Consider the following 18,988-nt stretch of genomic DNA (forward strand, 5'->3'; position numbering starts at 1 on the left):
AGTTTGGAACAGTGACGCCTGCGCGCGCTCGGCATGCAATTTGCACCACAGCCAGGCCAGCGCCTCCAGACCCAGGAAACCACCGATCCATGACCGATTCCCGCCCAGGCCAACGCCCTCACTCCCAGGCCCACTGCCCGGACCCTGCCACGGGCCGCCGCAGTGCCGCCGCGCAGCCAGCGCGCCGCGCCGTCCTGGCGCGCCTGCTGGCGCTGGCTGGGGCGGCCTCTGCCCTGTCGCTGCCGCCGGCCTTCGCCGCCGCCGGCAGCGCCGAGGCCTGGCCGACCCGCCCCATCACGCTGATCGTGCCCTGGCCACCGGGCGGCGGCACCGACCTGTCGATGCGGGTGCTGGCCGAGGAAGCCTCGGCCCGGCTCGGCCAGCCGGTCGTGATCGTCAACCGTCCGGGTGCGGCCGGCACCATGGTCGCGCCGCTGCTCAAGGCGGCGGCGCCCGACGGCTACACGATTGGCCAGCTCCCGGTCACGGTGCTGCGCCATGCGCTGATGCACCGCGTGGCCTGGAACCCGCTGCAGGATATGACACCGATCCTGCAGATCTCGGGCACTACCTTCGGCCTGCTGGTACCCGCTGCCAGCGCCTGGACCAGCGTGCAGGACCTGCTGAACTGGGCCCGGGCCCATCCCGGCGAGCTGTTGCTGGGCTCGACCGGGGTCGGCACCACCCCGCACCTGGCGATGGAGGAGCTGCTGCAGGACCGCGGCATCCGCTACACCCATGTGCCCTACAAGGGCACGACCGACCAGATGCTGGCGCTGGCGGGCGGCTCGATCATGGCCGGCATGAACTCGACCGGCTTTGCGCCCTGGGTCGAGCAGGGCAAGCTGCGCCTGCTCGGGCTGTTCAGCGACAAGCGCAGCCCGCGCTGGCCCGAGGTGCCCACGCTGCGCGAGCTCGGCATCGACAAGGCGGTCTACCGTTCGTCCTGGGGCATCGTGGCCCCGACCGGCACGCCGGCGGCCACGCTCGAGATCCTGCACCAGGCCTTCCGGCAAGCCATGTTCACGCCGCGCCACCTGGCCGAACTGGCCCGCTACGACCAGGAGCCCGACTACCTGGGCCCGGCCGACTACCGCGCCGCGCTGGCCGAGACCCAGGTCCGCGAGCGGCGCCTGCTCGAGCGCCTGAACCTGCTCGCCGCGGCGCCGCGCTAACCCAAGGATGACCATGAACCCCGTCGTGCTCGAGGCGCATGCCCTGCTGAAATCCTATGGCGACCGGCCCGCCCTGCGCGGGGTCGAGCTGTCGATCGGCGCCGGCGAAATGGTCGCCCTGCTGGGCCCGAACGGGGCTGGCAAGTCGACCTTGATGCAGTTGCTGACCGGGCTGTTCGTGCCCGACGCCGGCAGCATCGAGATCCTGGGCCACGACATGCGCCGCGCCGCACCGCAGGCGCTGGCCGGCCTGGGCGTGGTGTTCCAGCAGATCGCGCTCGACCTCGACCTGTCGGTGCGCGCCAACCTGCGTTTTCATGCCGACCTGCACGGCCTGCCGCGCCGGCTGGCTGATGAGCGCATCGCGCAGGGCCTGGCCGCGGTCGGGCTGGAGGCCGAGCGCGACAAGCCGGCGCGCGCGCTCTCGGGCGGCAACCGGCGCAAGGTCGAGCTGGTGCGCGCCATGCTGCATCGCCCGCGCCTGCTGCTGATGGACGAGGCTACGGTCGGCCTCGACCCCGCGTCGCGGCGCCAGCTGATGCAGGCCGTCGTCGGTCTCTGTCGTCAATCGGGCGTGGCCACGCTGTGGACCACGCACCTGGTCGACGAGGCGCTGCAGGCCGACCGGGTGCTGGTGCTGCACCGCGGTCAGGTCCTGTTCGACGGCACCATCCCGGCCTGCCTGGCGCACACCGGCGCCGGCGACCTGGAAAGCGCCTTCCTGCAACTGACCGGCCAGGCCGCATGAGCGCACGCACCATCTGGCTGCTGCTGGCCGGGTTGGCGGCTGGCGGCCCGGCGCTGGCGCAGCTGCATCAGCAGTTGCCCGATCCGCTGCTGGGCCGCAACTGGGCCGCAGGCTGCACCGGCTGTCACGCCAGCGACTGGCTGTCCGGGCGCGACGCCCTGTACGCGACCCTGCTCGACTTCAAGTCCGGGCGCCGGCCCGCCACCGTGATGCAGCAGCTGAGCCGGGGCTACGACGACGAACAGTTGCGCGCCATTGCCGATCATTTCTCGGGCCGGCCAGCGCCATGATGCCGCGCCGCCGCTTCCTGCAGGCTGGCGTCGGTGTCAGCCTCGGCGCCCGAGCGGTGGCCAATCGCCTGGCTGCCAGTGCCGTCAGTACCACCAGCCTGGCCGTCGCTGCTGCCGGCGGGCTGCCCACTCGCGCCCGGGCCGCCCGGCCCGCCGCACCCCGGGTCGTGGTGATCGGCGGCGGCTTTGCGGGTGCCACGGCCGCCAAATACCTGCGCCAGTGGTCGCAGCAGCGCGTCGAGGTGATCCTGGTCGAACCGAGCGCCCATTTCGTTTCCTGCCCGCTCTCGAATCTGGTCCTCGCGGGTGCCCAGCACCTGTCCGGGCTGACCCTGGGCTACGACGAGCTGGTGCGCCGCCACGGCGTGACCTGGCTGCGCGAGCGCGCGACCCGGATCGACCCGGAGCAGCGCCGGGTCCGACTGGTCAGCGGCACCGAGCTGCCCTATGACCGGCTGATCGTCGCACCTGGCGTCGATTTCATCTGGAGCGAGTTGCCCGGCATGAACCGGCCCGGTGCGCAGCAGTCGGTCCTGCACGCCTGGAAGGCTGGCGCGCAGACGACGGCGCTGCGCCGGCAGCTGCAGGACATGCCGGACGGCGGCGTCTACGCCATCAGCATTCCGCCCTTGCCCTACCGCTGCCCGCCCGGGCCCTACGAGCGCGCCTGCCTGGTGGCTGACTACCTGCGCCAGGCCAAGCCGCGCAGCAAGGTGCTGATCCTGGACGCCAACGAGGACGTGACCTCCAAGGCGGCGCTGTTCAAGCAGGCCTGGGCCGAGCGCTATCCCGGCCTGATCGAATACCGGCCCGGACACCGGGTGGTCGATGTCGATGCGGCGCAGCGCACGGCCAAGCTCGACTTCCACGCGGATGTCGCTGCCGATGTCCTGAACGTCATTGCACCGATGCGCGCGGGCGACATCGCGCTGGGCTGCGGACTGGCGACGACGGCGGACCGGCGCTGGTGCGAGGTCGACTTCCTGAGCTTCGAGTCCCGCGCCGTCGAGCGGGTCCATGTGCTGGGCGATGCGCTGCAAGCCGCCCCGGCCATGCCCAAGTCCGCCCACATGGCCAACCAGCATGGCAAGGCCTGCGCGGCGGCGGTGCTGGCGTTGCTGGACGGGCAGCCGGTCAACCCGCTGCCGCTCTACAACAACACCTGCTACAGCTTCGTCAGCGCGCAAGAGGCGATGCATGTCGCCAGCGTGCATCGCTACGACGCCAGCCGGCGCACCATGCTGACCGTGCCGGGATCGGGCGGCCTGTCGCCGGCGCCCAGCGCGCTCGAAGCCGATCATGCCTGGTCCTGGGCCCGCCAGATCTGGGCCGACACCCTGGCCTGATTGGCCTGATTGGCCTGATGCCACCGATGGAAGGAGTCCGCCCGATGCCCAACCGACGCTCCATGCTCAAGCACAGCGCCACCGTGGCCGGCCTGCTGGCGCTGACCGGCCTGTGGCCGCGCCCGTCCCGGGCCGATCCGTCGGCCGCCTTCGAGGCCAAGCAGATCGATGCCGTGCTGGCGGCACTCGGCGGCCAGGCCCCGGTCGAAAGCCGGCAGATCCTGCTGAGCGGCCCCGACTTCGCGGAAAACGGCGCCTCGGTGCCGCTGGGCCTCAGCAGCTCGCTGGCCGACATCAGCCTGCTGCTGATCCTGGTGGAAAGGAACCCGACCGTGCTGGCAGCCCTGTTCCGGCCCAGCCCGGCGGTGGAAGCCAATTTCGCCCTGCGCGTCAAGCTGGTCGAATCATCCGCGGTCTACGCGGTGGCGATCACGGCCGATGGCCAGGCCTGCTTCGCCCGCAAGACGATCCAGGTCACGCAGGGCGCCTGCGGCGCCTGAGCGGCGATCGCCTCCCTGACACGGTTATGCGTCCTATGCGGCTCATGCGACTTACGCCAGCCGCGCCTCCCTCCGAACCCCCTACCGACCCGACCAACATGCCCGAACCGATCCGAATCCGTGCCCAGGCCGCTGGCGACCGCGTCGTGGTGCGCGTGCTGATCAGCCACCCGATGGAGTCCGGCCAGCGCCAGGACGAGACCGGCCAGCCGGTGCCGGCCCATTTCGTGCGCGAAGTCCGCGCCACCCTCAACGGGCTTACCGTCTTCACGGCCGAATGGGGGCCCTGGGTGGCGAAGAACCCGTTGCTGCGCTTCGAGCTCAAGGGCGCCCGGGCCGGCGACAGGATCGGGGTGTCCTGGCTCGACAACCAGGGCCAGCGCCGCAGCGACGAGGCCCTGGTGGCCCCGTGAAGGCTGACTGCCGCGCTGGAGTGCGCCGCAAGCCGCCGTTCCGGGTGAGGGGCGTCGAGCCGCTTACTTGAGGTTGCCCGACAGGAACTGCGTCAGCCGCTCGCTCTTGGGGTTGGCCAGGATCTCGCGCGGATTGCCCTGTTCCTCGATCAGGCCCTGGTGCAGGAAGATCAGGTGGCTCGATACCTCGCGCGCAAAGCCCATCTCGTGCGTGACCACCACCATGGTGCGGTGCTCGGTTGCCAGCAGCTTCATCACGCGCAGCACCTCGTTGACCAGCTCGGGATCGAGCGCGCTGGTCGGCTCGTCGAACAGCATCACCTCGGGCTCGACCGCCAGCGCGCGCGCGATCGCGACGCGCTGCTGCTGGCCGCCGCTCATGTGCGCCGGGTAGCGGTCCTCGACCCCCTTCAGGCCCACGATCTCGAGGTATTTGCGCGCAGTGGCAACGGCCTGTTCCTTCGGGACTTTCAGCACATGGACCGGCGCCTCGATGATGTTCTCGAGCACCGTCATGTGGGCCCAGAGGTTGAAGTTCTGGAACACCATGGCCAGCTTGGTGCGCAGGCGCTGCAGCTGGGCCGGATTGACCGGTTCGAGCTCGCCGTTGTTCCGGCCGGGCTTGAGCAGCAGCTCCTCGCCCGCGACGATGATGCGACCCTGCTGCGGCTTTTCCAGCAGGTTGATGCAGCGCAGGAAGGTGCTCTTGCCCGAGCCCGAGCTGCCGATGATGCTGATGACATCGCCGGCGCGCGCGGCCAGCGATACGCCCTTGAGCACCTCGTGCTGGCCGTAGCGCTTGTGGAGGTTCTCGACCTGCAGCTTGTACTCCGGCGTGGGGTGTCCGGAAGGTGCTGCTGGGGTGGTTAAGTTGTTGATTTCCAAGATTCTTGATCTGGTGGGTTCTGTGAAATCCTGCGCAGGCTCGCGGTACTTCCCGTACTGCAGCCACCGGCAACAGGCTAGCGGATTATGAGGCAGGCAAGACTAGGTATAACGGTAGGCCAATCAAGGGAGCTCGCATGAAAACCAAACCCCTACTGGCAGCCTTGGCTGTCGCTGCTGCCAGCGTCGGCGGCTACTGGTACTACTCGCCCTATATGGCCTTCAAGGACATCCGGCAGGCTGCGCAAAGGAACGACAGCGACGCCTTCAACGCGCAGGTCGACTATCCCAGGGTCCGGGACAGCCTGAAAGGCCAGATCTCGGCGCGCATGTCGCAGGAGCTGGGCGCCAACCAGGACAACGGCTTCGCCACCCTGGGCACCATGCTCGGAATGGTGGTCGTCAACCAGATGGTCGAGGCTTTCGTGCGGCCCGAGATGGTCATGCGTGCCTTGCAGCAAGGTCAGATGAAGTCCGGCCCGAACGACGACCGGGTCGGCCAGGCCGAGCCCGCCGACAACAGGAAGGTCCAGTGGACCCTGGAGCGCAAGGGCCTGGACAAGGTCATCGCCTACAGCCAACGGCCGGATCAGGCCGAGGTGGACAGGGATGTCGGCCTGGTCTTCGAGCGCTATGGCTTTTCAGACTGGAAGCTGACCGAAATCCGGCTTGGCAAGTTGTAACTAGCGCCAGAGGCGCCAGTCCTGCGTTTGCTCGTCTGACCTCTTCGAGGCCGCATGAACCAGGGCTACTGGCCGGCCGAGGGCCTGCTGCGACTATAGTGTTTTAGAATAAAACCGACATCTTTCTAGCGAAATAGCGGAAGCTATAGTGAAATAAACACCATGTCAGACCTCTCATTGGGCTTTCAGCGCTTGGCGGAGCTGCACGGCATCCGACTGGTACAAGGGCTGCTCACCCGCAGCCGTCTGGGCAAGGTGCGTCAGCGTGATGTAGTTGATGGACGCGAGATCCGCACCTGGCCAGCGCAGTATCGGCCAGCCGACAGTTTCCGGGGTCATTTTGAATTTGGTTTGAAGTACGAGCGGCTCAACTTCGAGTTCTTTTCGCGGCTCTTCAGCCGGATCGACTCCGAAGCTGTTGCCTCGTGGGTCAGGGATGAGCCGACCGGCAGCTATGCCCGCCGTGCGGCTTTCCTGTACGAGTGGTTCACCGGCCAGAGGCTCGAGGTGCCGGACACGGCACCCAATGTCGGCTATGTCGATGCCATCGATTCCGAGCAATACCTGGTGGCCATGCAACCCGAACGCGTCAGGCGCTGGCGCGTCAACAACAACCTGCCCGGACCGCCCGATTTCTGCCCCATGGTTTATCTCGGGTCTGAGGATAAAAGAGATTGGCTCTACGACCTGTCGGCTGGGGTCAAGGCGCTCGATGACGCCTACGGGACTGAGCTGCTTCTGCGCAGTTCGGCTTGGTTGACCTTCAAGGAGTCACGTGCCAGCTTCGCCATTGAGCACGAGGCTGACAAGGGGTCCCGGGTGAAACGGTTTGCTGCCGCCATCGGCGAGTTCAGCGGCCGCATGAACGATCCGATGTCGCCTGAGAGCCTGCTGATGCTGCAAAAGGCTGTGCTGGGGGATCAGGCACTGCGGGTCGGCATTCGGCGTTCGCCGGTGTTCGTGGGCCAGAACAGCTTTCGTGCCCAGATCGTCCACTACATCGCTCCCTCCGAGGAGCTGGTGGCTGGCATGCTCGATGCGCTACGCAATTTTGAGTTGCGCACGCGTGGAGCGAATGCGGTGGCGCGCGCCGCGGCGGTCTCGTTTGCCTTTGTCTACCTGCACCCGCTGGCTGATGGCAACGGCCGCGTCCATCGCTTTCTGGTGAATCACCTGCTAGCGGCTGACAAGGCGGTGCCGGTCAACATCATCGTTCCGGTTTCAGCCACGATTGCGGGCAGTGCGAAGGGGCGTGCCGAGTACGACCAGGCCCTGGAGCTCATCTCCAAACCTTTCATGCAAATCCATGCTGACGGCTATCGCTTTGGACAGCGGCGAACCTGCCCGGATGGCGTGTTGACCGACTTCGAGTTCCTGCAGACCCCGGAGGCGCAACATGCCTGGCGCTTCCTGGACCTGTCCGGGCATGCCAGGTATCTCAGTGCGGTGCTGCGTCAGACGGTGGAGCACGAGATGGCTGATGAGGCGCTGGCTTTGCGACAGAATGACGAAGCCCGGGAGGCGATCAAGGACCTGGTCGAAATGCCCGATTCCGATGCGGATCGCATCATTCGCTCGCTCCAGCAGGAGAACTGGCAGATCAGCAACAAGCTGCGCAAGGAGTTGCCGCAGATCTTCCAGCCCGGCGGTGCGTTCTATGCGCGACGCGTGCAGATCGTCGCGGCGGTGCGTGCCGCATTTGATGCGCTTCGGTCGTAACGGGCTCAGTGCCGGCGCGGCGCCAGATAGGCCAGGTAGCGGCCCTCGGCCAGCTTGAACAGGCCCACCAGCGCAAAGCTGATGCAGAGGTAGATCGCGGCCGCTGCCAGATAGGCCTCGAACGGCAGGTAGAAGTCCGAGTAGATGCGGCCGGCCGCCGCCGTCACGTCGAACAGCGCCGGCACCGTGCTGGCCAGGCTGGTGCTGTGCAGCATCATGACGACCTCGTTGCTGTAGGCCGGCAGCGTGCGGCGCAGTGCGCTCGGCAGCACGATGCGGCGCAGCACGGCCCAGCGGCTCATGCCCATCGCCTGGGCGGCCTCGATCTCGCCGGCCGGGGTCTCGCGGATCGAGCCCGCCAGCATCTCGGCGCTGTAGCCCGCGTTGTTGAGCGCGAATGCCAGCAGCGCGCAGAAGAACGGCTCCTTGAAATAGGTCCAGGGCCAGATGTCGTCCCAGCGCTGCTGTATCCATTCGACCTGGGCCAGGCCGTAGTAGATCAGGTAGACCTGGATCAGCAGCGGCGTGCCGCGGATGCAGAAGGTGTAGGCGCCCACCAGGCGCCGCAGCCAGGCCTGGCGGCTGGTCAGCGCCAGCGCCATCAGCAGCGCCAGCACGGCGCCGATCGCCAGCAGCTCCAGCAGCAGCTGCAGCGTGACCAGCAGGCCCTCGCCATAGAGCTGCAGCGTCTCGGGGGCAAAGATCACTTCCCAGTTCACAGCTGCCCCCGTTTCGTGCCCAGGCTGTAGCGCGCCTCGACCTGACGCAGCGCCCAGAGCGAGATCCAGGTGTAGAGCAGGAACAGTCCCGCAGCGAACAACAGGAAGGTGAAGGGCTCGCGCGTGGCGGCGCTGGCCTGCTTGGCGCGGTAGGTCATGTCCTGCAGTCCGATCAGGCTGACCAGCGCGGTCGCCTTGATCAGCACCAGCCAGTTGTTGGTGAAGCCGGGCAGGGCATAGCGGATCATCTGCGGCAGCGTGATGCGCCAGAAAGTGCGCAGCGGCCCCATGCCAAAGGCCCAGGCGGCCTCCATCTGGCCCTTGGGGATGGCCAGGATCGCACCGCGAAAGGTCTCGGTCATGTAGGCGCCATAGATGAAGCCGATCGTGATGACGCCGGCGGCAAAGGGTTCGATGTCGATCGTCTGCTCGCTGCCCAGCGCTTCCATCAGGGCATTGAGCCCGATCGTGCCGCCGTAGAAAATCAGCAGCATCAACACCAGCTCAGGCACACCGCGCACCAGCGTGGTGTAGAGCGTGGCGGCCGCCACCAGCGGCTTGCGGCCGGAGAGCTTGGCGCTGGCGCCGGCCAGCCCGAGCAGGATGGCCACCAGCAGCGAGGCGAGCGAAACCGCCACCGTCAGCGCCGCACCCTCCAGAATCGTCAGGTAGTAACCGGTCATAAGAATGGAATGGGGCGGCCAGCCCGGTTCGGGAGCTGCCGCCCTGTTGGGTTGCTGCAACAGCGGGCACGCAAGAAGCGCGCCCAGCCGGCCTTATTTGCCGTAGACGTCGAAAGTGAAGTACTTGTCGTTGAGCTTCTTGTAGCTGCCGTTGGCGCGGATGGTCTTGATCGCGGCGTTGATCGGGTCTTTCAGCTTGTCGCCCTTGCGCATCGCCACCCCCATGCCGGAGCCGAAATACTTGAAGTACTGCGGCGCGTCGAGCGAGGGACCGGCGAAGGCATAGCCCTTGCCTTCGGGCTTGCCCAGGAAGCCGGCACCGACCTCGACCGCGTCAGCCACCGTGCCGTCAAGACGGCCCGACTTGATGTCGAGGTAGACCTGGTCCTGTGCCTCGTAGGGCACGATGGTCGCGCCCTTGGCCTTGAGCTCGCCGAGCGCGAACTTCTCCTGCGTGCTGCCCTTGAGCACGCCGAGCTTCTTGCCCTTGAGACCGCCAAACGCCTCGTCGACCTTGACGTCGGACTTGACCACGACGCGGCTCGGGGTGTTGTAGTACTTGTCCGAGAAGTCGATCACTTTCTTGCGGTCGTCGGTCATCGACATCGAGCTGATGATGACGTCGTACTTCTTGGCCTGCAGGCCCGGGATCATGCTGTCCCAGACCTGTTCGACGAAGACGCACTTGCGCTGGATCTGTTCGCAGATCGCGTTGGCGATGTCGACATCGAAGCCGGTCGGCTTGCCGTCGGCGGTCTTGAAGGTGAAGGGCTGGTAGGTCGGGTCGATCGCGACCTTGAGGTCGGCGCCTTGCGCCATCGCGCCGGAGGCGCCCACGCTGACGAGGATTGCGGCCAGGAGCTTGTTCATGTCTTCCTCAAGTAAGAAATAAAGTCACTGCATTCTAGAACCCTGGCTCAGCCGTGACACCGAATGGCCCGTGCAAAAGCCAGGAAAAACGCAATTTTGCCGGAATTGACATAAATAAGTCACTTCGCTCACTCAGTTTTGAGTCCCAGCATCACGCCGGCCTGCCAGGGCTGGCCGTCGGTCGCGGCCTGCTCCGGGCCGGTCGGTGCCAGCAGATAGAGCCGCTCGTGATCGACGCCGAGCCGGACCAGCGCGTCGCGCACGGCGCCGGCACGCGCCAGCGCGAGCTCGCGCATGCGGTCGGCATCGACCGGGATCGAGGCCAGCAGCAGCGCCTCCATCTCGGCCGCTGGCAAGGTCTTGGCCAGGCCGACCAGGTTGCGCGGCTTCGGGATGTCGGCGCGGCGATACACCGCCGCCAGCAGCTCGGCCGACTCGGCCGCGGTCGGCGGCGCGACCGCTTCGCTGCCCTGGCCACGGCGTTCGAGCTGGCGCTGCTTTTCCTGCAGCAGGCGCTGCTGCAGCTGAGCTTGCTGATAGGCGCGGCGTTCGCGCTCGAGGTCGCTCTGGCCTGCCAGCGTCAGCCGCAGCGCCGGGCGCTGGGCCATGGCCTGCGCGACCTGCTCGAGCCGGCTGCGGGCCGCGGCGTCGAGCTCGCTGCGTCCGGGCGCGAAGTCGATTTGCCGCAAGTCCTCGGCCGAGCCGCCCAGCGCCTGCGCGATCAGCGCGAACGGTGCCGTCACGGCCTTGCCGATCAGGTTCAGCACCATGCGCCAGACGATGGGGCCGACGCGGAACTGCGGGTCGTTGATCGAGCCGCTGATCGGCAGATTCAGGTCGATCACGCCGTTGCGGTCGGCCAGCAGCGCCACCGCCAGCCGGATCGGCAGGTTCGGCGCCTCGCTGCCCTCGACGCGCTCGCTGAAGTTGAGCTGCTTGAGCAGGATCTGGTTGCTCGCCTGCAGCTGGCCGTCGGGCGCGATCTGGTAGCGCACCGTCATGCCGAGCTTGCCGCGCTCGATGCCATGCCCGGCGTACTTGATGCTGTAGGGCGACAGCGGCGGCAGGTCGAGGTCGTCGACCTGGGCCCGGATGTCGAGTGCCAGCGGCTGCGCCAGCGGGTTGAGCTGGCCTTCTACCGCTAGACTGGCCTGGCCCTCGACCTTGCCGCGCAGGCTCAAGGCTGCCAGCTCGGGTGCCTGGCCCGGCTGTTCCGACCTGGGTGGCTGGTTCGAAAAGCCGCCCAGGCTGCCGCTCAGCTCGCTGAGCCGGGCCGAATAGTTGGGCCGGATGAAATGGTCGGCAAAGTCGACCTGGCCATTGACGAAGCTGATCGGCCCGAACTCGAGCCGCGCCTGCTGGGCTGTGGGCGCTGCCGGCGGTGTGGCGGGCTTGGCCGCAGGCTGGCGCAGCAGCTGCTGCAGGTTGATGCGGCCCTGCGGGTCGATCACGATCCGCGCGTAGTAGTCGCTCAGCACCGTCTCGGCCACCTTGAGCCGGCTCAGCGCGCCCCCTTTCAGGTCGAGCTGCAGCCCGCGCAGTCCGAGCGATTGCCAGTCGAGCAGCCGCTCGGCCGGCTCCAGCGTACTGGTGCGCAGGCGCTCGACCGCGCCGTCGCCGCGCAGCGCCAGCTGCAGGCCTTCGGGCGGCAGCGACAACTCGACGCTGGCGCGCAGCCCGAGTTCAGCCCGCAGCAGCTCGAGGTTGAGCGCGGCGGCGAAATAGGGTTCGAGCCGGTGCAGCGGCAGCTGGTCGAGCTCAAGCCGGCCCTGGCTGGCAAAAAACCGGGCTGGGTGCCCGCCGCTGGCCGGCTGCGGCAGTTCGATCCGGCCCTGGTAGCGCAGGGCGCCTGCGCTGCCAGCCGGCCCCGATCTGCCTGCTCCGCCTTGCCTGCCTTGTTCGCTTCGTCCGCCTGGTCCACCTGGTCCACTTTGCGCCAGCTGCAGGCTCAGCTCCAGCGGCAAGGCCTGCGCCGCTGGCAGCGCGTTGCTCCAGGGCCCTGCGCTCAGCTGCAGCGCTTCGACCCGCAGTCGCACCGGTCGCACCGGGCTTCTGTCCACCAAGCCCAGCCGACCATCAGCCAGCTCGAACTGGTCGAGCTGCAGCCGCCAGCCCGGGGCAGGGCTGGCCTGATTCGATGCGATCGCCTGGTCAGCCTGGCCCAGGGCGGCCTGCCAGCGCTCGAACATCCAGCGCTGGCGCTGGTCGCGCTCCAGCTGCAGATCGGGCTGTTCCAGGCGCAGCTGCCCGACCACCAGCCGGCGCTCGGCCAGATCGATGCGGGCGTTGGCCAGCAGCAGCCGCGCCAGGCTGGCCTGGGGCTGGTCGCCCTCGTGCAGCGCCAGGCCATCGACCTGCAGCCGCCCGTCCTCGAGCGCGAGCGCGAGCGCCATGGTGCCGCTGGGCGACCGGATCGGCCAGCCCAGCCGGGTCTTGCCGTCGAAGCGCAGCCGATCCCAGCGCAGCCGCATCGGTTGAGCGGCGCTGGCGCCGGCCCATTCGAGCTCGACATCGCGCAGCGCCAGATGGCCGGCCAGCGACAGCGGTGTCGGCGCCATCTGCTGATCCTGTTGATCTTGTCGCTCCTGCGCTGCCTGGTCATCCCGTGCGGCTGGAGCCTGTTGCGCCCCCGCTGCCAGCCGCAGCGTCAGGTCGAACTCGAGCTGGCCGCGCGTCGGGCGCAGCGGCAGGGTCGCGGGCCAGTAGGGCAGATAGGGCGCCAGGTCCAGCGCGGCGCTGTGCAGCCTGGCCTCGCCCTGGCGCGCCTGGGCAAAGGGCTGCAGCAGCGCCTTGGCATCGACCGGGTCGCCATTGAGCAGGAAGTGCAGGCTCGGCTCGCTCGGTTGTTCGCGCTGCGGCTCCAGGCTGCTCAGGAACGGCAGCTTCAGCGTCAGCTGGCGGATCTGCTGCGTGCGTCCCACCGGCTCATCGATGAAGTCGATCGCCGCATCGCGCAGCTGCAGCTGGAACAGTGCAAAGCGCGGCAGTTCCGACGCCGGCTGCTCGGGCTTGAGCAGGCGCGCGATCAGGTCGTCGATGTCGTAGCGCCCGCCGCCCAGATGGCGCAGCCTGAAATGCGGCCGGTCGAACTCGAGCGCGTCGAGCACCGGTGCCAGCTGCAGCAGCGAACGCGCATCGAGGTCGAGATACAGCCGCTCGAGAGTGAACTGGTCGCCCTGGCCCTGGGCATCAAGCAGCCGCAGCCCGTGCAGTTCAAGTTCGAGCGACCAGGGCTTGAGCTCGACCCGCTCGACGCTGACCTGGCGCCCGAGCGCGGCACCGGCCTGGCGCTCGAGCTGCCATTTGAGCAAGGGCGGCAAGCCGGCCCAGGCCAGCAGCCAGAACAGCAGCAGCCCAGCCAGCGCCAGGCCGGCAATCCGCAGCCAGCGCCAGGCCCCTGTGCGTGGCGATCTTCGCTGCGGCGTGGGCGTGGGAGCGCCCGCAGCAGCGGGCTGATCGGATGCATGGTCCATGTCCTGTTCCGGTCCAAACAATGAAGGCCCCCGGCCCGCCAGCAGGCGCGGGGCACAGGGGCCTGGTCGGGGCTCAGTCGAAAGTCAAGCGAAAGTCAGTCGAAGCTCAATCGACGGTCAGTCGGCCTCGGCTTCGATCGCCTCGATCTGCTCCGACAGTTCGAGCCAGCGCAGCTCGGCGGCGGCGGTCTCGTCCTCGATGCCCTTGAGCCGCTTGCCGATCTGCGCCAGCTCGGCCGGCGGCAGCGCGCTCAGCAGCTTTTGCTGCAGCGCGGCGCCCTCGGTCTGCAGGCTGGCCATGCGCTGATCGAGATCGGCCAGTGCCTTCTTGTGCGGCTTGAGCTTTTGCGCCAGCTGCTGGCGCCGCTGTGCTTCCAGGCGCCGCTGATCGGCCGGATTGACTGCCAGGGCCGGGGCGCTGGCCGCCGCGATTGGCGCAGCTGCCACCGGCTTGGGGCTGGCCACTGCCACGGTGACGACCGGCTCGTCCTTGACGGCCTTGGCCGCCGGCGCGCGCTGGGCTGCTTGCACCGCCTCGCGTTTCTGCTTGGCCATGTCGAGCAGATAGCGCTGGTAGTCGTCGAGGTCGCCATCGAACGGCTCGATGCCGCCGTGCGAGACCAGCCAGAACTCGTCGCAGACCGAACGCAGCAGCGCCCGGTCGTGGCTGACCAGCATCACCGTGCCCTCGAACTCGTTGAGCGCCATCGCCAGCGCTTCGCGCGTGGCCAGGTCCAGATGGTTGGTCGGCTCGTCGAGCAGCAGCAGGTTCGGGCGCTGCCAGACGATCATGCACAGCACCAGGCGCGCCTTCTCGCCGCCGCTCATGCTGCCCACCGCCTGCTGCACCATGTCGCCGCTGAACTGGAAGCGGCCCAGGAAGTTGCGCAGGTCCTGCTCGCGCGTGCCCTGGCCGCTCAGCGCGCCAGCGGCGCTCAGGTCGCGCGCCAGCCGGATCATGTGCTCCAGCGGCGTGTCGTCCGGGCGCAGCACGTCGAGTTCCTGCTGCGCGAAGTAGCCGATGTTCAGGCCCTTGCCCTCGGTCAGCTCGCCCGTCAGCAGCGCCAGGTCGCGCGCCACCGTCTTGACGAAGGTCGACTTGCCCTGGCCGTTGGCGCCCAGGATGCCCAGGCGCTGACCCGCCAGCACCGAGCGCGTGACGTCGTGCACGATGGTGGTCGCGCTGCCGTCCTCGGCGCGGTAGCCGAAGCTGGCTTCGCGCAGGCTCAGCATCGGGTTCGGCAGCTGCGCCGGCTCCTGGAACTCGAAGGTGAACTCGGCATCGGCCAGCACCGGGCCGATCTTCTCCATCCGCTCCAACGCCTTGACCCGGCTTTGCGCCTGCTTGGCCTTGCTGGCCTTGGCCTTGAAGCGGGCGATGAACTTCTGCAGATGCGCGATCTTGTCTTGCTGGCGCGAGAAGCTGGCCTGCTGCTGGCTCAGCGCCTCGGCGCGCATGTCCTCGAAGCGGCTGTAGTTGCCGCCGTAGCGCGTGATCTTGGCGTTGTCGATGTGCAGCGTGACTGAGGTGATCGCGTCGAGGAATTCGCGGTCGTGGCTGATCACGACCATGGTGCCGGCGTAGCGCTTGAGCCAGCTCTCGAGCCAGACCAGCGCGTCGAGGTCCAAGTGGTTGGTCGGCTCATCGAGCATCAGCAGGTCGCTCGGGCACATCAGCGCGCGCGCCAGCTGCAACCGCATGCGCCAGCCACCCGAGAAGCTGTTGACCGGACGATCCACCTCGTTGACCTGGAAGCCCAGGCCCAGCAGCAGCGCCTGCGCGCGTGCCGGTGCGTCATGGGCGCCGGCATCGTGCAAGTCGGTGTAGGCGTGGGCCATGGCCTCGCCGTCGTCGCTGGCCTCGGCCAGCTCGACCGCCGCGCGCGCGGCGGCCAGGCGGGTGTCGCCGTCGATCACGAACTCGGTGCAGGGCTGGTCGGTCTCGGGCATGTCCTGCGAGACCTGGGCCAGCTGCCACTGGCGCGGCCAGCTGAACTCGCCACCGTCCTCGTGCAGCTTGCCTTGCAGCAACGCAAACAGGCTGGACTTGCCGGCGCCGTTGCGCCCGACCAGGCCGACCTTCTCGCCGGGGTTGATGGTCGCATTGGCCTGGTCCAGCACCACCTTGGTGCCGCGGCGCAGCGTGACATTGCGCAGCGTGATCATGTGATGTCCTTGGTAGCGGCCCAGTCGGCCAGTGATTCTCGGGTCAGCAGCAGCACCGGGCCTTCGCCCGCGCTGGTTTCGGGCCAGTAGGCCAGCAGGGTCGGGAAGGCGCGCTCGAAATGCTCGCGCTCGTTGCCGATCTCGAGCAGCAGCACGCCATGCTCGTTCAGGTGTTCCAGCGCATGCGCCAGCAGATGGCGCACGAAGTCCATGCCATCTGCGCTGCCTTGCAGTCCGCCGTCGAGCGAGATCAGCGGCTCGGCGCGGTACTCGGCCGGCAACTCGTCCATCCCCTGGCGGCAGACATAGGGCGGGTTGCAAAGGATCAGGTCGTAGCGGCCCGGCAGATTGGCCCAGCCGTCGGACTCGATCAGCCGGATGCGCTGCTGCAAGCCATGTTTCTCGACGTTGATGCGGGCCACGGCCAGCGCATCGGTCGAGAGGTCGGCCGCATCGACCTGGACTTCGGGCCAGGCCAGCGTGGCCAGCACGGCCAGGCTGCCGTTGCCGGTGCACAGGTCCAGCACCTGCTGGGTGTGTTCGCCCAGCCAGCCGTCGATCGATTCGGCGCCTTCGGCGGCAGCGATGAACTCGGCCAGGAAGCTACGCGGCACGATCACGCGCTCGTCGACATAGAACGGCACGCCCTGCAGCCAGGCCTCGTGCGTCAGGTAGGCCGCCGGCTGGCGGGTCGTGATGCGCTGTTGGATCAGCGCTTGCACGGCAGCGACTTCCGCTTCGGAGCAGGCCCGTTCGGCCAGCTCGTCCAGCGCGCTGTCGAGCGGCAGGCCCAGCTGCCACAGCGTCAGCCAGACCGCCTCGTCATGCGCGTTGGTGGTGCCATGGCCATAGGCCAGGCCAGCCGCCTCGAGCTGGGTGCTCGCGGCTTGCAGTAATTGGTTCAGATTCAAGGGGTGATCTCGTCCTGTGCCGGCACGCTGGCCAGAATCTCGAGCGTGCGGCGGTAAATGTTCTTCAGCGGCTCGATGTCGACCAGCGCGATGCACTCGTCAACCTTGTGGATGGTCGCGTTGGGAGGGCCGAACTCTATCACCTGCGGGCAGATCTTGGCGATGAAGCGGCCGTCGCTGGTGCCCCCGCTGGTGGACAGCTCGGTTTCCAGCCCGGTTTCGGCCCGGATCGCGTCGCGCACCGCGTCGACCAGGGTGCCGGGGCGGGTCAGGAAGGGGTGGCCGCCGACCGTCCAGGCCAGGTCGTAGTCACTGCCGGCCTGCAGGCCGTGGCGCGCCAGGATGTCGGCTACGCGCTGCTGCAGGCCTTCGGCCGTGCTCTCGGTGCTGAAGCGGAAGTTGAAGTCCACCACCACCTGGCCGGGGATGATGTTGCTGGCACCGGTGCCGCCGTGGATGTTGCTGACCTGCCAGGTGGTGGGCGGGAAATGGTCGTTGCCCTGGTCCCAGACCGTGCCGACCAGCTCGGTCAGCGCGGGCGCCAGCATGTGAACGGGATTGCGCGCCAGGTGCGGGTAGGCAATATGGCCCTGGATGCCCTTGACGGTCAGCTTGCCGCTCATGGTGCCGCGCCGCCCGTTCTTGATCATGTCGCCGCTTTGCTTGACCGAGGTCGGCTCGCCGACGATGCAGTAGTCGAGCTTTTCTCCGCGCGCCGTCAGTTCGCGGCAGACCACCACCGTGCCGTCATGCGCCGGACCTTCCTCGTCGCTGGTCAGCAAGAAGGCGATCGCCAGCTCGGGGTTGGCGTGCTGTCCGAGAAATTCCTCGCAGGCCACCACCATGCCGGCCAGCGAGGCCTTCATGTCGGCGGCGCCGCGGCCGTAGAGCTTGCCGTCGCGCACCGTCGGCACGAAGGGGTCGCTGCCCCATTGCTCGACCGGGCCGGTCGGCACCACGTCGGTGTGGCCGGCAAAGACCAGCGTCGGCGCATCAGGTCTGGCGCCCGGGCGCTTGGCCCACAGGTTGGTGACGCGGAAATCGTCCGGGCCGCTGGCAATCGTCTCACAGACGAAGCCCAGCGGCTGCAGGCGCTCGATGATCAGCTGCTGGCAGCTCGCGTCGTCGGGCGTGACGGAGGAAAGGGAGATCAGCGCCTCGGTCAGGCGCAGGGTGTCGCTCATGAGCAGATCCGGGAAAAAAGTCGGCGTCAGGGCTTGACGTCGATCGTGAAATCAGAAAACGGACGACCCGCAGGCGGGTCGGTCGGTCCGGCAGCGGCCTTCTTGTCGTCCGGCGGCCCGGCGCTATTGTCGAGCCGCCACATCAGGTTGGCCGGCGAGTCGGCATAGGCCAGGCCCTCGGCGCGGCTGATCCGGCCCGACTGGATCAGCCGCGCCAGATCGACCTCGAAGGTCTGCGAGGCCTCGGCCAGCGAATTCTCCAGCGCCTCGCGCACGGCGAAGAAGTCGCCATTCTCGATCAGCTCGCTGATCAGCCGCGTGTTGACCATCACCTCGAGCGCGGGCACCCGGCAGCCGTCGACCGCGCGCAGCAGCCGCTGCGAGACGATGACCCGCAGCGACGAGGCCAGGTCGTTGAGCATCGTGGGCCTGACCTCGACCGGATAGAAGTTCAGGATCCGGTTCAGCGCCTGGTAGCTGTTGTTGGCATGCAGCGTCGCGAGCACCAGATGGCCGGACTGCGAATAGGCGATCGCGGCCGACATGGTCTCGCGGTCGCGGATCTCGCCGATCAGGATCACGTCGGGCGCCTGGCGCAGCGCATTCCTGAGCGCCACATGCAAGGTCTTGGTATCGGTGCCGACCTCGCGCTGGTTGACGATCGACTGCTTGTTCTTGAACAGGTACTCGACCGGGTCCTCGATCGTCAGGATATGGCCGACGACACGCTGGTTGCGGTGGTCGAGCAGCGCCGCCAGCGTCGTGCTCTTGCCCGATCCGGTCGCGCCGACGACCAGCATCAGCCCGCGCTTGGCCATCACCATCTCGGACAGCAGGTCCGGCAGGCCGAGCTGCTCCAGCGGCGGGATGTCGATGCTGATGAAGCGCACCACCACCGCGCAGCTGCTGCGCTGGCGCATCGCACTGACGCGGTAGCGCCCCACGCTCAGCAGCGGAATCGCGACATTGAGCTCGCCGTTGTGGTCGAACTCGCGCAGCTGCTCGGGCGTGACGATCTCGGACAGCAGCTGGTACGGTGCCTCGACCGACAGCAGCTCGGGCTCTAGCGGCCGGCAGATGCCGTCGATCTTGATCAGCACCGGCGCATTGGCCGAGAGGTAGAGGTCGGAGGCCTTTTGTTCGGCCATCAGACGCAGCAGCTTGTCCATCTTGCCCATGTCCACCTCCCGGGCCGCAGCCCAATGGCCCGCCTTGCGCGGGCG

Annotated in this window: 17 protein-coding genes; 8 read left to right on the top strand and 9 right to left on the bottom strand. The window is 67.9% G+C overall.

Features of this window, described 5'->3' with window-relative positions:
- Positions 1-89 precede the first annotated feature (89 nt).
- The 6 genes from C6P61_RS13410 to soxZ all read left to right on the top strand — a co-directional run bounded on the left by C6P61_RS13410 (position 90) and on the right by soxZ (position 4,472).
- Positions 90-1,175 carry a tripartite tricarboxylate transporter substrate binding protein gene (locus C6P61_RS13410; RefSeq protein ID WP_105730433.1) on the top strand — a complete coding sequence of 362 codons (1,086 nt, stop codon included), beginning with the start codon at positions 90-92 and terminating at the stop codon, positions 1,173-1,175.
- A 13-nt stretch (positions 1,176-1,188) separates the two neighbouring features.
- Positions 1,189-1,923, top strand: a complete 735-nt coding sequence (locus tag C6P61_RS13415; RefSeq protein ID WP_105730489.1) for an ABC transporter ATP-binding protein — start codon at positions 1,189-1,191, stop codon at positions 1,921-1,923.
- Positions 1,920-2,213 carry a c-type cytochrome gene (locus tag C6P61_RS13420; RefSeq protein WP_105730434.1) on the top strand — a complete coding sequence of 98 codons (294 nt, stop codon included), beginning with the start codon at positions 1,920-1,922 and terminating at the stop codon, positions 2,211-2,213. The genes C6P61_RS13415 and C6P61_RS13420 overlap by 4 nt, the downstream gene beginning before the upstream one ends.
- On the top strand, positions 2,213-3,559 hold the full coding sequence (locus C6P61_RS13425) for an NAD(P)/FAD-dependent oxidoreductase (RefSeq protein WP_105730490.1): 1,347 nt from the start codon (positions 2,213-2,215) through the stop codon (positions 3,557-3,559). The genes C6P61_RS13420 and C6P61_RS13425 overlap by 1 nt, the downstream gene beginning before the upstream one ends.
- Before the next feature lie 44 nt (positions 3,560-3,603).
- Complete coding sequence (locus tag C6P61_RS13430; protein ID WP_105730435.1) at positions 3,604-4,059, top strand: thiosulfate oxidation carrier protein SoxY; 456 nt, start codon at positions 3,604-3,606, stop codon at positions 4,057-4,059.
- Positions 4,060-4,157: 98 nt separating this feature from the next.
- Positions 4,158-4,472: a thiosulfate oxidation carrier complex protein SoxZ gene (soxZ, locus tag C6P61_RS13435; protein WP_105730436.1), complete on the top strand. Its 315-nt coding sequence runs from the start codon at positions 4,158-4,160 to the stop codon at positions 4,470-4,472.
- A 63-nt stretch (positions 4,473-4,535) separates the two neighbouring features.
- Here the strand turns inward: soxZ and C6P61_RS13440 are convergent, their stop codons facing one another.
- On the bottom strand, positions 4,536-5,351 hold the full coding sequence (locus tag C6P61_RS13440; protein WP_105730491.1) for an ABC transporter ATP-binding protein: 816 nt from the start codon (positions 5,349-5,351) through the stop codon (positions 4,536-4,538).
- A 143-nt stretch (positions 5,352-5,494) separates the two neighbouring features.
- On the opposite strand from C6P61_RS13440, the gene C6P61_RS13445 reads away from it, so the two are divergent.
- Both C6P61_RS13445 and C6P61_RS13450 read left to right on the top strand, forming a co-directional pair.
- Positions 5,495-6,040 (top strand): DUF2939 domain-containing protein, encoded by a 546-nt coding sequence (locus C6P61_RS13445; RefSeq protein ID WP_105730437.1) that lies wholly within the window; start codon positions 5,495-5,497, stop codon positions 6,038-6,040.
- A 162-nt stretch (positions 6,041-6,202) separates the two neighbouring features.
- The gene (locus tag C6P61_RS13450) at positions 6,203-7,759 is read left to right on the top strand and encodes a Fic family protein (protein WP_105730438.1); all 1,557 of its coding nucleotides are present in this window, start codon (positions 6,203-6,205) and stop codon (positions 7,757-7,759) included.
- A gap of 5 nt (positions 7,760-7,764) precedes the next feature.
- Here the strand turns inward: C6P61_RS13450 and C6P61_RS13455 are convergent, their stop codons facing one another.
- The 8 genes from C6P61_RS13455 to C6P61_RS13490 all read right to left on the bottom strand — a co-directional run bounded on the left by C6P61_RS13455 (position 7,765) and on the right by C6P61_RS13490 (position 18,943).
- Positions 7,765-8,478 carry an ABC transporter permease gene (locus tag C6P61_RS13455; protein WP_105730439.1) on the bottom strand — a complete coding sequence of 238 codons (714 nt, stop codon included), beginning with the start codon at positions 8,476-8,478 and terminating at the stop codon, positions 7,765-7,767.
- Complete coding sequence (locus C6P61_RS13460) at positions 8,475-9,161, bottom strand: ABC transporter permease (RefSeq protein ID WP_105730440.1); 687 nt, start codon at positions 9,159-9,161, stop codon at positions 8,475-8,477. Before C6P61_RS13460 ends, C6P61_RS13455 begins: the two co-directional genes overlap by 4 nt.
- Before the next feature lie 93 nt (positions 9,162-9,254).
- Positions 9,255-10,031, bottom strand: a complete 777-nt coding sequence (locus C6P61_RS13465; protein ID WP_105730441.1) for a transporter substrate-binding domain-containing protein — start codon at positions 10,029-10,031, stop codon at positions 9,255-9,257.
- 128 nt (positions 10,032-10,159) lie between these two features.
- Positions 10,160-13,504 carry a DUF748 domain-containing protein gene (locus tag C6P61_RS13470; RefSeq protein WP_105730442.1) on the bottom strand — a complete coding sequence of 1,115 codons (3,345 nt, stop codon included), beginning with the start codon at positions 13,502-13,504 and terminating at the stop codon, positions 10,160-10,162.
- A 117-nt stretch (positions 13,505-13,621) separates the two neighbouring features.
- The gene (locus C6P61_RS13475; protein ID WP_105730443.1) at positions 13,622-15,670 is read right to left on the bottom strand and encodes an ABC-F family ATP-binding cassette domain-containing protein; all 2,049 of its coding nucleotides are present in this window, start codon (positions 15,668-15,670) and stop codon (positions 13,622-13,624) included.
- Positions 15,667-16,581, bottom strand: a complete 915-nt coding sequence (gene prmB, locus C6P61_RS13480; RefSeq protein WP_105730444.1) for a 50S ribosomal protein L3 N(5)-glutamine methyltransferase — start codon at positions 16,579-16,581, stop codon at positions 15,667-15,669. The genes C6P61_RS13475 and prmB overlap by 4 nt, the downstream gene beginning before the upstream one ends.
- The gene (gene dapE / locus C6P61_RS13485) at positions 16,578-17,765 is read right to left on the bottom strand and encodes a succinyl-diaminopimelate desuccinylase (protein WP_105730445.1); all 1,188 of its coding nucleotides are present in this window, start codon (positions 17,763-17,765) and stop codon (positions 16,578-16,580) included. Before dapE ends, prmB begins: the two co-directional genes overlap by 4 nt.
- 26 nt (positions 17,766-17,791) lie before the next feature.
- Entirely contained in the window at positions 17,792-18,943 is a 1,152-nt protein-coding gene (locus tag C6P61_RS13490; RefSeq protein WP_105730446.1) for a PilT/PilU family type 4a pilus ATPase, read from the bottom strand.
- Positions 18,944-18,988 lie beyond the last annotated feature (45 nt).

The organism is Malikia spinosa (assembly GCF_002980625.1).
In the GTDB taxonomy this organism is placed as follows: domain Bacteria; phylum Pseudomonadota; class Gammaproteobacteria; order Burkholderiales; family Burkholderiaceae_C; genus Malikia; species Malikia spinosa.

What these genes read in the sequence shown, in the direction of transcription:
- C6P61_RS13410 (WP_105730433.1), top strand. Translation starts at nt 90, where the DNA reads ATGACCGATTCCCGCCCAGGCCAACGCCCTCACTCCCAGGCCCACTGC.
- C6P61_RS13415 (WP_105730489.1), top strand. Translation starts at nt 1,189, where the DNA reads ATGAACCCCGTCGTGCTCGAGGCGCATGCCCTGCTGAAATCCTATGGC.
- C6P61_RS13420 (WP_105730434.1), top strand. Translation starts at nt 1,920, where the DNA reads ATGAGCGCACGCACCATCTGGCTGCTGCTGGCCGGGTTGGCGGCTGGC.
- C6P61_RS13425 (WP_105730490.1), top strand. Translation starts at nt 2,213, where the DNA reads ATGCCGCGCCGCCGCTTCCTGCAGGCTGGCGTCGGTGTCAGCCTCGGC.
- C6P61_RS13430 (WP_105730435.1), top strand. Translation starts at nt 3,604, where the DNA reads ATGCCCAACCGACGCTCCATGCTCAAGCACAGCGCCACCGTGGCCGGC.
- soxZ (WP_105730436.1), top strand. Translation starts at nt 4,158, where the DNA reads ATGCCCGAACCGATCCGAATCCGTGCCCAGGCCGCTGGCGACCGCGTC.
- C6P61_RS13445 (WP_105730437.1), top strand. Translation starts at nt 5,495, where the DNA reads ATGAAAACCAAACCCCTACTGGCAGCCTTGGCTGTCGCTGCTGCCAGC.
- C6P61_RS13450 (WP_105730438.1), top strand. Translation starts at nt 6,203, where the DNA reads ATGTCAGACCTCTCATTGGGCTTTCAGCGCTTGGCGGAGCTGCACGGC.
- C6P61_RS13460 (WP_105730440.1), bottom strand. Translation starts at nt 9,161, where the DNA reads ATGACCGGTTACTACCTGACGATTCTGGAGGGTGCGGCGCTGACGGTG.
- C6P61_RS13465 (WP_105730441.1), bottom strand. Translation starts at nt 10,031, where the DNA reads ATGAACAAGCTCCTGGCCGCAATCCTCGTCAGCGTGGGCGCCTCCGGC.
- C6P61_RS13470 (WP_105730442.1), bottom strand. Translation starts at nt 13,504, where the DNA reads ATGGACCATGCATCCGATCAGCCCGCTGCTGCGGGCGCTCCCACGCCC.
- C6P61_RS13475 (WP_105730443.1), bottom strand. Translation starts at nt 15,670, where the DNA reads ATGATCACGCTGCGCAATGTCACGCTGCGCCGCGGCACCAAGGTGGTG.
- dapE (WP_105730445.1), bottom strand. Translation starts at nt 17,765, where the DNA reads ATGAGCGACACCCTGCGCCTGACCGAGGCGCTGATCTCCCTTTCCTCC.
- C6P61_RS13490 (WP_105730446.1), bottom strand. Translation starts at nt 18,943, where the DNA reads ATGGGCAAGATGGACAAGCTGCTGCGTCTGATGGCCGAACAAAAGGCC.